The 16,072-nt window shown below is 36.5% G+C and carries 14 protein-coding genes; 7 read left to right on the top strand and 7 right to left on the bottom strand.

The window, feature by feature from the left end:
* The first annotated feature begins 680 nt into the window (after window positions 1–680).
* From thrS to rplT, 4 genes are all read left to right on the top strand, one after another.
* A complete protein-coding gene (gene thrS / locus VNJ50_RS04160; protein ID WP_325579335.1) occupies window positions 681–2,624 on the top strand; it encodes a threonine--tRNA ligase in 1,944 nt (647 codons plus the stop codon).
* A 38-nt stretch (window positions 2,625–2,662) separates the two neighbouring features.
* The gene (gene infC, locus VNJ50_RS04155) at window positions 2,663–3,214 is read left to right on the top strand and encodes a translation initiation factor IF-3 (RefSeq protein WP_325579341.1); all 552 of its coding nucleotides are present in this window, start codon (window positions 2,663–2,665) and stop codon (window positions 3,212–3,214) included.
* Between the two features lie 125 nt (window positions 3,215–3,339).
* Window positions 3,340–3,537, top strand: a complete 198-nt coding sequence (gene rpmI / locus VNJ50_RS04150) for a 50S ribosomal protein L35 (protein ID WP_325579333.1) — start codon at window positions 3,340–3,342, stop codon at window positions 3,535–3,537.
* Between the two features lie 140 nt (window positions 3,538–3,677).
* Window positions 3,678–4,025: a 50S ribosomal protein L20 gene (rplT, locus tag VNJ50_RS04145; RefSeq protein ID WP_325579331.1), complete on the top strand. Its 348-nt coding sequence runs from the start codon at window positions 3,678–3,680 to the stop codon at window positions 4,023–4,025.
* Between the two features lie 253 nt (window positions 4,026–4,278).
* Here the strand turns inward: rplT and VNJ50_RS04140 are convergent, their stop codons facing one another.
* The 7 genes from VNJ50_RS04140 to tgt form a co-directional block, all read right to left on the bottom strand.
* Window positions 4,279–5,463, bottom strand: a complete 1,185-nt coding sequence (locus tag VNJ50_RS04140) for an asparagine synthetase B (RefSeq protein ID WP_325579339.1) — start codon at window positions 5,461–5,463, stop codon at window positions 4,279–4,281.
* A 198-nt stretch (window positions 5,464–5,661) separates the two neighbouring features.
* Window positions 5,662–6,696, bottom strand: coding sequence for an AI-2E family transporter (locus VNJ50_RS04135; protein ID WP_325579329.1), 1,035 nt, complete (start codon window positions 6,694–6,696; stop codon window positions 5,662–5,664).
* Between the two features lie 68 nt (window positions 6,697–6,764).
* Window positions 6,765–8,312, bottom strand: coding sequence for a replicative DNA helicase (gene dnaB / locus VNJ50_RS04130; protein WP_325579328.1), 1,548 nt, complete (start codon window positions 8,310–8,312; stop codon window positions 6,765–6,767).
* Between the two features lie 170 nt (window positions 8,313–8,482).
* Window positions 8,483–9,433: an acetyl-CoA carboxylase carboxyltransferase subunit alpha gene (locus VNJ50_RS04125; protein ID WP_325579326.1), complete on the bottom strand. Its 951-nt coding sequence runs from the start codon at window positions 9,431–9,433 to the stop codon at window positions 8,483–8,485.
* Between the two features lie 138 nt (window positions 9,434–9,571).
* The gene (locus tag VNJ50_RS04120) at window positions 9,572–10,486 is read right to left on the bottom strand and encodes a DMT family transporter (protein ID WP_325579324.1); all 915 of its coding nucleotides are present in this window, start codon (window positions 10,484–10,486) and stop codon (window positions 9,572–9,574) included.
* Window positions 10,473–11,549, bottom strand: a complete 1,077-nt coding sequence (locus tag VNJ50_RS04115; protein WP_325579322.1) for an LptF/LptG family permease — start codon at window positions 11,547–11,549, stop codon at window positions 10,473–10,475. The genes VNJ50_RS04120 and VNJ50_RS04115 overlap by 14 nt, the downstream gene beginning before the upstream one ends.
* 102 nt (window positions 11,550–11,651) lie before the next feature.
* Complete coding sequence (gene tgt / locus VNJ50_RS04110; protein ID WP_325579337.1) at window positions 11,652–12,782, bottom strand: tRNA guanosine(34) transglycosylase Tgt; 1,131 nt, start codon at window positions 12,780–12,782, stop codon at window positions 11,652–11,654.
* 342 nt (window positions 12,783–13,124) lie between these two features.
* Between tgt and VNJ50_RS04105 the strand changes: the two genes are divergently transcribed.
* From VNJ50_RS04105 to VNJ50_RS04095, 3 genes are all read left to right on the top strand, one after another.
* The gene (locus VNJ50_RS04105) at window positions 13,125–13,970 is read left to right on the top strand and encodes a transketolase (RefSeq protein WP_325579320.1); all 846 of its coding nucleotides are present in this window, start codon (window positions 13,125–13,127) and stop codon (window positions 13,968–13,970) included.
* Window positions 13,971–14,063: 93 nt separating this feature from the next.
* A complete protein-coding gene (locus VNJ50_RS04100; RefSeq protein WP_325579318.1) occupies window positions 14,064–15,020 on the top strand; it encodes a transketolase family protein in 957 nt (318 codons plus the stop codon).
* A 186-nt stretch (window positions 15,021–15,206) separates the two neighbouring features.
* Window positions 15,207–15,821, top strand: a complete 615-nt coding sequence (locus VNJ50_RS04095) for an outer membrane beta-barrel protein (protein ID WP_325579316.1) — start codon at window positions 15,207–15,209, stop codon at window positions 15,819–15,821.
* The last annotated feature ends 251 nt before the right edge of the window (window positions 15,822–16,072 follow it).

Below are 16,072 nucleotides of genomic sequence, written 5' to 3'. Positions count from 1 at the left end.
TGAAAGTTTTTTTGAAAGTTTTTTCTCACCCTCCAATCCGACTTTTCAAAACACTATTTCGATGAACTCTCTCGCTCCCGGCGTTCCCGTTTTTAGCGGCTGCAAATATACAACCTTTTTTCGATCCGCAAACTTTTTTTTGAAAAAATTTGAATTTCTTTTTCTTGGGATGCCAGTGAACGTTTTTCCGCCCCTTCGGCGCACCAGGCGCCTCGTTTGCGGGGTGCAAATATACAACCCTTTTTCCTTCTGCCGCAAACTATTTTAAACCTTTTTTTGAAATAATTTTCACGAAATTGAAAATCAGAACGTTAAAGAAACAAAAAAAACAATAAATCAGTTCTGACATCTAAAATCTAATTGCATACAACTTTTTTATTACAGCAACTACGATGCTCTCAGCAAAACCGCTATCTAGACTCTTTAAATGATCTAACTTAAGCACATATTCAAAACCGCGTCCTATATATGTATACATGTTACAACTCATAAATATCAACTTCTCACAAAATCGACTCTTTAATATATATGTTCATTCTAAACACTCCATGGTCTGTTTAAAACTGTACTCCCCCAATAATAGGTAAGTATGTATGAAAATTCATATATAGTGTACCTATATATTGTATGAAAGTTTTTAACCTCTTATCTTTGTGCACCTAAAATTAGTAAGAGCGCATATGATTGACATAACCCTACCTGACGGGAGTATAAAACCGTTTAAGAAAAATGCAACTCCAATGGATGTTGCCAAAAGTATCAGCGAAGGCTTAGCCAGAAACATCATTTCTGCAAGTTTCAATGGGACAACCGTAGAGACCAGTACACCTTTAACGACCGATGGCGCTCTCATATTATATACATGGAATGACAAAGAAGGCAAAAAAGCATTTTGGCATTCATCCGCTCACGTTTTGGCACAAGCGCTTGAAGAGCTATATCCTGGTGTAAAACTTTCTATTGGCCCAGCCATCGAAAATGGATTTTACTATGATGTTGATCTTGGTGAGCAAACCATCTCCGATAAGGATTTTAAAACCATTGAAGATAAAATGTTGGAAATTGCTCGCGGCAAACATGAATTCCACATGCGTGACGTTTCAAAAGAAGAAGCGTTATCTTTATACAAAGCACAATCCAATGAATATAAAGTTGAATTGATCGAAAACCTCGAAGATGGCACCATTACATTTTGTGACCATTCTACATTTACCGACTTGTGCAGAGGTGGACATATTCCAAACACCTCCATCATAAAAGCTGTAAAACTGATGTCGGTTGCTGGAGCATACTGGAGAGGTGATGAAAAAAACAAACAGTTGACACGTGTTTATGGCATCTCGTTTCCAAAGCAAAAAGATCTGACTGAATACCTTCATTTATTAGAAGAGGCAAAAAAACGCGACCACAGAAAACTGGGCAGAGAATTGGAATTGTTTACATTTTCGACTAAAGTAGGCCAAGGTTTACCATTATGGTTACCAAAAGGCACTGCCTTACGCGAGCGTTTAGAGAACTTTTTAAAGAAAGCACAAAAAAAAGCTGGTTATGAAATGGTCATCACACCACATATTGGCCAAAAAGAACTATATGTAACGTCTGGACATTACGCAAAATACGGTGCTGATAGTTTTCAACCTATTCATACACCTGTAGAGGGCGAAGAGTTCTTATTAAAACCGATGAACTGTCCTCACCACTGCGAAATATATAATTCAAAACCTTTTTCATACAAAGAACTCCCTAAACGTTATGCCGAATTTGGAACAGTGTATCGTTATGAACAAAGTGGCGAGCTTCATGGTTTAACCCGTGTAAGAGGTTTTACGCAAGATGATGCGCATATTTTCTGTACGCCAGATCAGTTGGACAGCGAGTTCAAAAATGTTATTGATTTGGTACTTTATGTATTTGGATCTTTAGGTTTTGACAACTTTACGGCTCAAGTATCGTTAAGAGACCCTAATACTCCAGAAAAATATATTGGCAGTGATGAGAATTGGGAAAAAGCTGAAGCTGCTATCCTTAACGCTGCTATTGATAAAGGTTTAAACTATGTAGTTGAAACTGGAGAAGCCGCATTTTATGGTCCAAAACTTGACTTTATGGTCAAAGACGCCCTTGGCAGAAACTGGCAATTAGGAACAATTCAGGTAGATTACAATTTGCCAGAACGTTTTGATCTCACCTATAAAGGCAGTGACAATATGTTGCACAGACCGGTAATGATCCATCGTGCGCCCTTTGGAAGTATGGAACGTTTTGTGGCCATTTTACTTGAAAACACGGGTGGAAATTTCCCACTTTGGTTAATGCCTACTCAAGCCATGGTGATCTCAATAAGTGAGAAATATGAAAAATACGCCGAAAAAGTTTTAAATGTGCTGGAAAATGTCGAAATTCGCGCCCTCAATGATAATAGAAACGAGACGATTGGCAAAAAAATCCGCGAAGCGGAGATGGCCAAAATCCCATATATGATTATCATTGGCGAACAGGAAGAGAAAGAAAATATGATTACTGTACGTCAACACGGCGGTGCAGATTTAGGGATGATCAGCATCGAAATGTTCAAAAACATTGTAGAAACAGAAATAAATAAGACTTTAAAAACCTTTAAATAATAAAATTAAGTTTAACTAAAATATTTTAAGCCATAGCAATTCGTAGAAACAACAATAGAAGTAGCTTCAAAAGAACAGAAAAAGAGGAGCAACATAAGATCAACAGAAACATTCGGGTAGAGAATGTCAGACTTGTTGGAGATAATATCGAACCTGGAATTTACACCACAAAACAAGCATTAGCGTTTGCTGAAGAACAAGGTGTAGATTTGGTTGAGATATCTCCAAAGGCAGATCCTCCTGTTTGTAAGGTCATGGATTACAAGAAATTTCTCTATGAACAAAAGAAGCGTGACAAGGTATTAAAATCCAAAGCCACAAAAGTTGTTGTAAAAGAGATTCGTTTTGGTCCTCAAACAGATGATCACGATTACGAATTCAAAAGAAAACATGCTGAGAAATTCTTAAAAGAAGGTGCAAAACTAAAAGCGTTTGTATTCTTTAAAGGACGTTCTATTGTGTTTAAAGAGCAAGGACAAATTTTATTATTAAAGTTAGCCCAAGATCTTGAGGAATTTGGTAAGGTTGAACAAATGCCAAAATTGGAAGGAAAGCGTATGACAATGTTCATTGCGCCTAAAAAGAAATAAGTAGTGGCAATTTTAGTCATAAAGAGTCACCCAACTTTGATTTAGAAAATAGTAACAACACCCTTGTCAAAACAGCGAGGTGTGTAAAAATAATAAGCGAATAGTAAATTAAAATTTAGGAGAAAATGCCGAAAATGAAAACCAATTCTAGTGCTAAGAAACGTTTTAAACTAACTGGCACTGGTAAGATTAAAAGAAAACACGCTTTCAAAAGTCATATTTTGACCAAAAAAACCAAAAAGCGTAAAAATGCTTTGACTAAAGTAACTTTAGTTCATAAAGCAGATGAGAATAATGTTAAAACAATGTTACGCATTAAGTAACATAAATTTTAACTGGTTAAATAAATTATAAACCCTGGAGTTGGGCTTCAAAAATTTAAGATTAGCGATTGTTAATTTTAGATTTTTGAACTAAAGTGTCACAAAACAAATGACCGCCTACTACAAAAAACAATTAAGAAATGCCAAGATCAGTAAATTCAGTAGCTAAGAGAGCCAGAAGAAAAAAGGTTCTTAAACAAGCAAAAGGATACTTTGGAAGACGTAAAAACGTCTGGACAGTAGCCAAAAATGCGGTTGACAAAGCGATGTTATATTCGTATAGAGACCGTAGAGCAAAAAAGAGAAATTTCCGTTCACTATGGATTACGCGTATTAACGCTGCGGCCAGAATTCACGGAATGTCTTATTCAAAATTTATGGGAGGAATCAAAGCCAACAATATCGAATTGAACCGTAAAGTTCTTGCAGATTTGGCAATGAACCATCCAGAAGCTTTTGAAGCCATAGCCAAAAAAATTAAAAAGTAGGCGTTTCGCCAAAATAACAAACACAATTCGCTTATAAAAATCCGATTCTTAATTGAATCGGATTTTTTTATGCTCATAAAATTTGAATTTTATCTCCTAAATTCTGAACCAAATATTGATGTTATCTAGTCAATTGAAGATGAATTTGACAGCTATAGCCATGAAATCTGGATTCGTAATCCACGAAGATTTAGGGTTTAATCTTAAAAAAGCACAATGTAAATCCAGGTGAACATCCAAAAAGACATCCTCATTAGGTTTTTTGCTTCTTCTTTTTTGCTGCAGGAAACAAAACATTGTTTAAAATCAGACGATACCCTGGAGATGTTGGATGCAGTTCAAGTTCTGTAGGCGGATCATCAACTTTGTGCGTATAATCTTCTGGATCATGCCCTCCATAAAATGTGAAAAAACCCTTGCCTTTCACACCATGGATATATCGGGCTTCGCCATTGGTTTTGTTCTCCCCCATAATTAACACATTAGATTTGATTTCATCTCTAGCAAATGCCGTGGTCTGCCCCATAAAACCTTTCACCAAAACCGTGTGGTTTTGACAAAGCATGGTAGGAATTGGATCCCATTTGGCAGAATAATCCATTAATGTAAAGTAATCCGTGAGCATTGGTATTTGGCGTTTGGAAGTCATATCAATCGAAGAAAACTCATAAATATTGGGATTCCTTTCTAATATAAAATCTTTAAAGGCAAAAGTTTTCGAGAAGTCTAATTTACTTTGATAATTTGGGTCGCTGCCATCACCATCAAACATGGGTTCACAAATATCCACGCCTTCTGCAGCCAGTGCAATATCAAAACTATCGGTTGCGCTGCACATGGCAAACATAAAACCTCCACCAACCACATAGTCACGTATTTTTAAAGCTACCGCCAATTTCTCTTCTGAAACCTTAGAATAACCTAAGCTTGCTGCCAAAGCTTCTGCACGTTTTTTTTCTTCAATATACCAGGCTGTCGATTTATAAGCTCGGTAGAATTTACCATATTGCCCAGTAAAGTCTTCATGATGCAAATGCAGCCAATCATAAAGCAATAAGGCATCATTCAATACTTCTTCGTCATAAATAGTTTCATAAGGAATTTCGGCGTATTCCAAAACCATGGTTACAGCATCATCCCAAGGTAGTTTTTCTTTTGGTGTATAAACCGCAATTTTTGGAGCTTTTTCTAGAACAACAGATTCCATGTTTTGTGAAGGACTACTTATAAAAGATAGGATTTCTTCAGTTTTTGAATCTGAAATCACTTCAAACGAAACCCCTCTAATCTGACATTCACGTTGAATTTCGGGAGTATCGGGAAGCAAAAAAGAACCACCTCTATAATTGAGCAACCAACTTACTTTAAGTTGTTTTTCAAGCGTCCAGTAGGTAATTCCGTAAGCTTTTAGATGGTTTTTTTGACCATCAGCATCCATTGGAAGAAGAATATAACTGGCAAAGGTATTTAGTGAAATGGATAAAAAAAACAGAATGGCAAATGTATTTTTCAAAGCTTTAGTTTTTATGAAAACGATCAAAACCTGATGGTTCCTTCAATTTTAGATTCCTTAACGGAAGTCATTTCGAAAGATAATCAAAAAATATATCAGCTTATAAAAAAGATTCGTTCCATTCTATTTGCGCTCGTCGATATCATTGCCAGAAAGAACACGTGCAATAATTTTTGTGCTGGGAAATTGTTCGAGGATAATTTTGATAAATACAGTAATTGGGATGGACATAATCATACCCGGAATTCCCCAAATAAAACCCCAGAACATAAGCATTACCAACACTGCGATGATATTTATCGAGAAAGATTTCCCCATAAACACAGGCTCCAAAATTGATCCAAAAACAACTTGGACCAGAGTAATCGCAAGCATAAAGAAAAGTAATGTACTTGTAGGATCCAGCTCAACAAAGGCAAAAACAGACAAACTGATGACCGAAATAAAAGAGCCTATCATTTGTACAAAGTTGATAAGAAAAACAAAAAGTCCCCAGAAAATTGGAAAACTTACATCAAAATACACACAAGCCAGCCCGGTAAAAACGCCGGTACCCAAACTGACCAAAAACTTAACTTTGATAAACTTGATCAAATCATTTTCAATTTTCAGAAAAGTTTTGACCGAAGTATGTTTTTGTTTCAATATGGTGGCATTCAATAATTTCTCAACATTAATGGATTCTGCCAACCAAAGTACGGTAAAAAACACCGTGGTTAATGCCATACTAACAAAATTGCCTATAAAACCAACGGCCGAACCAATGTTTTTAGGTCCAGAAATTTGAGCCAAAAGACTTCCGTTTTTAGCAAGATCCATCCCGAAAAATGATTCCAAAGTGTCTTTTAATCCTATTAACTTTTCTTCGGCTTGTTTGAAAAAAGTACTATTGGAAGCCATAATTTCCTTACTTGATAGATGGACCAATTCGGCAGTAATAGCCAAACCCAATAAAATTAAGAGTATAACTATAAAAATACTGATGTATTTTGGAACTCCCTTTTTGCCCAACCAACGCATCAATGGTAAAAACAACAGTGCAATAAACATAGAGAATGTTAACGGAATAAAAATAAACGACAAGATTTTAAGCAAATAAAATACAAGTGTTACCACAATAACCGATAACAATAAATTTGTTGTTCGTGTCTTACCCATGAAATACATTTTTAATAGGTACAAAGATAGCTTTAACTATAATTGAATATAAAGAATAAAGTGAGATTTTAAAACTCAATGTCATCATCATCGTCATCATTGATTGGTGGTAAATCGAATGCATCTGACGCCGACGGGAAGTTTCCGGTTTGGAACGGATTATCATTGCTAGGCATATTCATTTTAGAATGGAATTCACTAAAAGGCGTATCAAAATCATCGAGATTGTCAAATTTACCCAGATTTCCAATAAACTTTAATCGGATGTTTTCTAAACCACCATTTCTATGTTTGGCGATGATAAACTCGGCCTGTCCTTGTGTAGGAGAGCGTTCTTCATCATCCCATTCATCAATTTTGTAATATTCTGGACGGTAAATAAACGATACTATATCGGCATCTTGCTCAATAGCGCCAGATTCACGCAAATCAGATAACAACGGACGTTTACTTCCACCACGAGTTTCAACCGCACGCGACAATTGTGAAAGTGCAATAACCGGAATACTCAACTCTTTTGCCAACGCTTTAAGGTTACGTGAAATGGTAGAAATTTCTTGCTCTCTGTTGCCTCCCTTTTGGTTTCCGCCAGCCGTCATCAACTGTAAATAATCTATAATAATCATTTTAATGCCATATTGCGATGCCAATCGGCGCGCTTTTGCACGCAAGTCAAAGATGGAAAGTGACGGTGTATCATCAATAAACAATGGGGCATTTTCGAGGGCTTTGACCTTTACGTTCAATTGTTCCCATTCGTGTTTTTCAAGTTTCCCAGTCCTTAACTTTTCAGATGACAAACCAGTTTCACTTGAAATCAATCGGGTAATCAACTGTACAGAAGCCATCTCCAAAGAGAAAAATGCCACCGGAATATTTTGACCAACTGCAATATTTCTCGCCATTGATAAGGTCAAGGCGGTTTTACCCATACCAGGTCGAGCTGCAACAATAATCAAATCACTTTCTTGCCATCCGGAAGTCAGTTTATCCAACTTGTCAAATCCTGAAGGCACACCACTCATTCCTTCTTTGTTTGAAATATCTTCAATTTTCTTCTTTGCTTGGATCACCAAACTTTGCGCTGTTTCAGTCGATTTTTTGACATTTCCTTGCGTCACTTCATAAAGTTTGGCTTCAGCTTGGTCTAATAAATCAAAAACATCTTTCGTTTCATCATAAGCATCTTCAATAATTTCATTTGAAATCTTTATTAAACTACGTTGAATGTATTTTTGAAGAATAATACGGGCATGAAATTCAATATGAGCAGAAGAAGAGACTCTTTGTGTTAAGGTAATGAGATAAAAATCGCCTCCAACCAGATCTAATTTTCCATCCGTTTTTAATTGTGTGGAAACGGTTAATAAATCGATTGGTTCACTTTTTTGGAACAATTTGAAAATCGACTCAAAAATAAATTTATGGGCATCTTTATAAAAGGCATCGGGACTCAAAATATCGATAACTTCATCCACTCCTTTTTTATCGATCATCATAGCTCCAAGTACAACCTCTTCTAAATCAATAGCCTGTGGCGGTATTTTTCCTTTTTCCAGGTTAATAATTGTACTCTTGTCTACTTTAAAGCCTTGTATTTGGTTAGGTTGTTTCATGAATGCGAAAGTAAAAAAAAATGTAAGAATGGCGCATTAGTAGAGCGCTTCAATCTTAACAGGTCATCAACATTTTAACTGTTAACAACTCAAAAATATTGTTAATAAGGCCAAAAAAAACCGAAGTAAAAAGCTCCAGTTTTAATTTTGGTTAGTATATCCGAGGACTACTAATTATAAACGCCCATACTGGCATATTTATCCATACGTGTTTTAGTCAAATCTTTTGGTGATAAGTTTTTTAGCTCCTTGTATGATTTTTCAATGGCTTTTTTAACCGCCAAGAATGCTTCTTCACGATTTGTATGTGCACCGCCCAATGGTTCTTTGATAATATCATCTATCAATTTCATTTTCTTCATATCAGGTGCTGTCAGTTTTAATGCTTCGGCTGCTTGTTCTTTATATTCCCAGCTGCGCCATAAAATGGACGAACATGATTCTGGTGAAATTACAGAATACCATGTATTTTCCATCATCAATACCCTATCTCCAACGCCAATACCCAAAGCACCGCCAGAAGCGCCTTCACCAATAATAACACAGATTATAGGCACTTTTAAACGGGTCATTTCCAGAATATTTCTGGCTATGGCCTCACCTTGTCCGCGTTCTTCAGCTTCCAATCCAGGATAAGCTCCTGGAGTATCAATAAAGGTAACCACAGGAATGTTAAACTTTTCCGCCGATTTCATCAAACGTAATGCTTTGCGATAGCCTTCAGGATTTGGCATTCCAAAATTACGAAACTGTCTGCTCTTGGTATTATATCCCTTTTGCTGTCCGATAAACATATAAGATTGATCTCCAATTTTTCCCAAACCGCCAATCATAGCCTTATCATCCTTTACGTTTCTATCGCCATGAAGCTCCAAAAATGAATCGCCGCACAAGGCTTTGATATAATCTAAAGTATAAGGTCTATTTGGATGGCGCGACAACTGAACACGTTGCCATGCCGTTAGGTTTTTATAGATTTCTTTCTTTGTAGCGATGAGCTTCTTCTCAATCTGTTCACATGTTTGAGTCACATCAACGTCACTTTCTTGGCCAATAATCTGGCATTTTGACAATTGTTCCTCTAGCTCTTTTATGGGAAGCTCAAATTCTAAATACTCCATAGAAATTTAAGTTTTAATTATTAGTTAGCCTACAAACCTACGCAAATTTTTCCGTTCTTATAAAATCTATAACATGAAAAAATCGGGGTTATACAGACATGAATGCAAAGGTAAGGATAATCAAAGAAATCATCTATATTAATCGATCATGTATGTATTCTGTTTTCTGGCTTTATAAGATTTTACATTTTTAAAAACACCATCCATTACCACAGCCAATAACACCAATGCGGCACCGTAATAGAAATCTGCTTCCATGGTTTCTGTTTCTGGAAACATAAGCAAAGCTAAGGTAATTCCATATACAGGCTCTAAATTATAAGACAGTACCACGGTATAAGGACTGATATATTTCAAAACTTTTACTGATCCGATAAAGGCAAAAGCAGTACAAATAGAAGCCAAAACAAATAGGTAAATCCAATCGGACGCGGAGAGTGTAAAAAACGACGCATCAAATCCGCCTTTAAACAAAAGTATAAAAACGGTAATAAATGCCACACCACTCACAAATTCATAAAAGGAAATGACCGTTGCCGAATGTTTTTGGATAAATGTACCGTTAATAACCGAAAACAATGCTGAAAACATTGCCGAAACTATTCCTAAAACAATACCGTTGATATATTTCAATTCGCCACGGGTAATTAGAAAAACGCCTAAAACAACAATAAGACCGAAAAATATTTCGTACCAAATAACCCTACGCTTATAAAATAAAGGCTCAATAAAGGAGGCAAAAAACGCTCCTGTAGAAAACATAGCTAACGTGATGGATATATTGGATTGCTTGATGGCTTCAAAAAATGTAATCCAATGTAGCGCAATGACGATGCCTGCACCAAAAAACTTGAGCATGGACTGTTTATCGACTTTTATTTTAATGCGCGTTATCTTGATATACAAAAACATCAGTATGCCGGCAATGAGCATTCTGTACCACACCAAAGCAATGGCTCCAATGGTAATCAATTCTCCTAAAATAGCTGTAAAACCAGCAATGAACACCAAAAGATGGAGATGCAGGTAATTTTTTAATTTAGCGTTTTGCATTATAAAGAAGAACGATTGCCAATATACCAAATACCACATTAGGAAGCCAAGCTGCTATCAGTGGCGAAAAATCCGATTGTTCGGCCAAAACTCCAAAAACTTTATCAAAAAACACGTATACCATAGCAATAGTAATCCCGAATGCCAAGTTAACGCCCATTCCTCCTCGTCTTTTAATTGATGATACTGAAACGGCAATAATGGTCAGGATAAACACGGCAACAGGTAAACTCCATTTTTTATATTTTACAATCTCGTAGCGGCCAATATTTGAAGATCCCCTAGCTTTTTCCTTATTAATAAAATCCACCAATTCAAAATAGGGCTTGGTTTCAGCAATATAATTGACCGGTGTTAAGTCGTCCAAATCAAATGAAAACATGGTATCCTTTCTTCTTTGGCTTTCTATGATATCACCATGATCTGTTAGGGTACGTTTAAAATAATTGAATAATTTATAAGTGCTATCAACTTCCGAATATGTAATGGAATTAGCAAAAATCTTATATTTTAATTCGTTTTTCTCAATATGTTCCAAAGTAAAGTTATAGCCTGTTTTTTGTCCGGTATCAAAACTGCTTACATATATAAAATCGGTGTCATTAATCTGCCGGAAAATGTTTTGTCCGGGCTGCTGGCGCGCGGCACTCTTTAAATATTTGTAAGAAAACTCATTAAATCCCTGGCTTGCAATAGGTGCCAAATAAAATCCCAAAATCATGGCGAGAATGGAGATAATAGTGGCTCCAATAATATATGGTCGTAGAAAACGTGAAAATGATACCCCTGAACTTAAAAAAGCTACAATTTCTGTGTTATTTGCGAGTTTTGAAGTAAACCATATCACTGATAAAAACAGAAATATTGGAAATAATAAATTGGCAAAGTAAATGGTGAAATTGAGATAGTACAATGCCACTTCCCAAAAAGGTACTTTGTTTTCTAAAATCTTTCCTATTTTCTCTGCAAGATTGACTGTGATTCCAATTGGAATAAACAGCAACAACATCATCAAAAATGTGAGGAGATAACGTTTTAATATGTACCAGTCTAAAATTTTCAATGTCTGAGGACTAATTTATATTAGTATGCATTCTTTCAAATTTAAATCAGAGTTTTCGATTTATGCTGATTAGCATTAAAATATAAACTTCAATTTACTATTTTACAAACGTTTATCCATTTGTTTAACCATCATGTCTTTCCAAATGGCAAAATCTCCCGCCAAAATATGCTTTCTAGCTTCCCTGACCAACCACAAATAAAATCCGAGATTATGAATGGAGGCAATTTGCATGGCCAAGCGCTCATTTACACTAAACAGATGTCTCAAATAGGCCTTAGAATATTCAGTGTCAACATAGGTGAGACCCATTTCGTCCAATGGCGAAAAGTCAGCTTCCCATTTTTTGTTTTTGATATTCATGGTACCGTGAGCGGTAAACAACATACCGTTTCTGGCATTCCGAGTGGGCATCACACAATCAAACATATCAATCCCTAGCGCAATATTCTCAAGAATATTAATTGGGGTACCAACACCCATCAAGTATCGTGGCTTATCTTCGGGCAAAACACTACAAACCACTTCTGTCATGGCATACATTTCCTCAGCAGGCTCGCCAACAGAAAGTCCGCCAATGGCATTCCCTACGGCACCGGCATTGGCAATATACTCTGCCGATTGTAAGCGTAAATCTTTATATGTACTGCCCTGAACAATAGGGAAAAAACTTTGTTCATAGCCGTATTTATACGGTGTTTTGTCCAAATGCTTGATGCATCGATCCAACCATCGGTGGGTCATGTGCATGGAACGTTTGGCATAATTATAATCGCATGGATATGGCGTACACTCATCAAAAGCCATGATGATATCGGCACCAATAGTCCGCTGTATTTCCATGACATTTTCTGGAGTAAACGTATGGTAACTCCCATCAATATGCGATTTAAACTTAACACCTTCTTCTTTGATTTTTCGATTTGCCGATAATGAATAGACCTGAAAACCACCAGAATCTGTCAAGATACTCCGATCCCAATTCATAAATTTATGCAAACCTCCTGCTTGTTCCAGTATTTTTGTCTGCGGACGCAAATAAAGATGGTAGGTATTACCTAAAATGACATCCGCATTGATGTCATTTTTAAGTTCTCTTTGGTGAACTCCTTTTACAGAAGCTACAGTGCCAACTGGCATAAAAATAGGCGTTTCAATAACGCCATGATCTGTAGTTAGCTCTCCTGCCCTTGCCTTAGTCTGGGGATCTTTTCCTTTTAATTCAAATTTCATATGCGGCAAAACTACATCTTTTTTTAATTCAAACTGAAAATTATCCAATTGAAGCAAGATGCTCAACTATTTTATAAATTGTTATATGAGGCCAAAGATAAACAATGCGACATATATGATACAGACGTCTTAAGAAAACTTTTAAAATTCTAGTTATAGTAAATTCAGCCTCTTTTGGCAAAAAGACTTAGATATTAGAAACCTGTCTGTTTGAAAACACTCGGAACATTCCCTTCAAAATTGTTAGCAAACAATCTTATTCGTTAATAAGTGCAGTAATTTGGGTTTTGTTATGGGGGTTTAAAACTTTACTTTTGCAGCGTAAAAACTAACTTTTATAAAATGTCGAACACACAACAATTAGAAGATTTAACAATTCAGGTACGTAGAGATATTCTCCGTATGGTACACAAGGTCAATTCTGGACACCCAGGAGGTTCATTAGGTTGCGCCGAATTTATGGTAGCACTTTACAATGAAATCATGGACAGGAAAGACACTTTTGAAATGGATGGTATAGGCGAAGATCTATTTTTCCTTTCCAACGGGCACATTTCTCCAGTGTTTTACAGTGTACTAGCACGTGCAGGATATTTCCCGATCGAAGAATTAAATACGTTCAGACTACTCAATTCTCGTTTGCAAGGTCACCCTACCACGCATGAAGGCTTACCTGGCATTCGAGTGGCATCAGGATCCTTAGGTCAAGGCATGTCTGTGGCCATTGGTGCAGCACAAGCTAAAAAACTTAATAACGATACACATCTCATTTATAGTTTACATGGTGATGGCGAATTGCAGGAAGGTCAAAATTGGGAAGCTATCATGTATGCCGCCGGAAATAATATAGATAACCTAATTTCGACAATAGACCTTAATGGTCAGCAAATTGATGGTTCCACAGATGTGGTACTGCCATTGGGAGATGTAAGGCAAAAATTCGAAGCTTTTGGATGGACCGTTGTGGAGATTGAGCAAGGCAATAATATTGACGCTATCCTAAAAGGAATGGCGGACGCCAAATCTAAAACAGGAAAAGGAAAACCTGTTTGTGTACTCCTAAAAACCGTTATGGGCAATGGCGTAGATTTTATGATGCATACGCATGCTTGGCATGGAAAAGCACCAAATGACGAACAATTAGCTATTGGTCTAGAACAAAACCCGGTAACTTTAGGAGATTATTAAGTCTGTTCCGATAATTATCGGAACTAAACCTTTCCATAAAAAAGGCTTTAAAAGAACATTAATTAAACAGATACCCACTTAGGTGGGATTATTATGAAAACATACACAAATACAGGAAATAAAGATACACGTTCGGGTTTTGGGGCCGGACTGACAGAATTAGGAAAAACCAATGATAAAGTGGTTGCGCTTTGTGCCGACTTAATTGGCTCATTAAAAATGGACGATTTTAAAGCCAATCACCCAGAGCGTTTCTTTCAAATAGGAATTGCAGAAGCCAATATGATCGGTATTGCTGCAGGCTTGACCATTGGCGGTAAAATTCCTTTTACAGGAACTTTTGCCAACTTTTCCACAGGTCGTGTTTATGACCAAATTAGACAAAGTGTTGCCTATTCTGGTAAAAACGTTAAAATTTGTGCATCGCATGCCGGATTAACACTTGGTGAAGATGGTGCTACGCATCAAATCTTGGAAGACATCGGTTTGATGAAAATGTTGCCGGGCATGACGGTTATCAATACTTGCGATTACAATCAAACTAAGGCTGCCACTATTGCTATTGCAGAACACGAAGGTCCGGTTTATTTGCGTTTTGGACGTCCATCGGTTCCTAATTTTACACCTGAAGATCAAAAATTTGAAATCGGTAAAGCGCTTCAATTAACTGAAGGTACTGATGTCACGATAGTTGCTACTGGTCATTTGGTCTGGGAAGCATTGGAAGCTGCAAAAGCTTTATATGAACAAGGAATTTCTGCTGAGGTCATCGATATTCACACCATTAAACCTTTAGATGATGAGGCCATTTTGAAATCGGTCAAAAAAACAGGATGCGTTGTGACAGCAGAAGAGCATAACTTTCTTGGCGGATTAGGTGAAAGTGTTGCCCGTGTTTTATCATTAAATTACCCAGCACCACAAGAGTTTATTGCCACACAAGATACTTTTGGCGAATCTGGAACGCCAGCACAACTCATGGAAAAATATGGCTTAAATAGTGTTTCCATTACAAAAGCTGCTCTAAAAGTAATTCAAAGAAAAAAATAATCAGATAACTTGATAACTTTGAAAAAAGTTAGGTCATAAAAACACTTAAACAACAACCAACAGGCTTTCCTCAAATTAAAGGAAAGCCTATTTTTTTTGCAATAAAATATCAGGGTTCAATAAAATAATTCTAGTTTAGTATCGTTTTATAAGGACACTTATCCAAAATAATAAAAAACAATTATTATGAAAAATATTAAGAGACCATACAATTACAGACAAAATTTAAGTAAAAACATAGCTTTGGCACTATTGGCTATGACTATATTTACGTTCAGCGGCAATGCTCAAAACGGGGATGGCTTTGGACTTAAAGCGGGTTTAAACTATAATGCCAATGGTGATTACTTTGAATCTGCTGGAGCTAATGCCAAACATCCGGATAGAAACGTTGGGTTTCACGTGGGGCTTTACGGAAAAATTGGGAACCGGATATATTTTAAACCAGAAGTTGTTTATACACAAACAAAAAGTGATTACGACAAAGATGCGCTTAAAATACAAAAGATAGATGTGCCTTTATTACTCGGTGTCAAAATATTTGGTCCGGTAAGTGTTTTTGCAGGACCGTCAGTTCAATACATCTTGAACTCCAAATTTAAGGACACGACGCTAAAAAACTTAGAAGATGAATTTACCGTTGGCGGCAATTTTGGGATTGCCCTTAACTTCAACGGTTTTGGAGTAGATCTACGCTATGAAAAAGGCTTGAGTAAAAACTTTGCTAATTTAGGGATTCCTGAAAACAGAATCGATACCCGGCCCGATCAGTTAATTTTAGGCTTGTCATTAGCTTTATAATATCAATAAATAACAAATAAAAAAGGCTATCATTTAATTTTGATAGCCTTTTTTGTTACTCCAATTTTTCGGGAATTTACTCCTTACTATAATCTATTTTAATATCTTTTTGAAGATGGTCCCAAACGCCATCTCCATCTGAATCCACGAACTTCAAGGTTTTAATAGTAATAATTCCATCCTTAACAGTTCTGCTTCTTTCAAACTCAATGGTCGTATCCAAAACAGGCTCCTGCTCACCTAGGTTTGTA

This window comes from Gelidibacter sp. (assembly GCF_035577925.1).
Taxonomy (GTDB): domain Bacteria; phylum Bacteroidota; class Bacteroidia; order Flavobacteriales; family Flavobacteriaceae; genus Gelidibacter.
The sequence above is the reverse complement of the archived record's forward strand: the minus strand, read 5'-3'. Positions and strand labels throughout refer to the sequence as shown.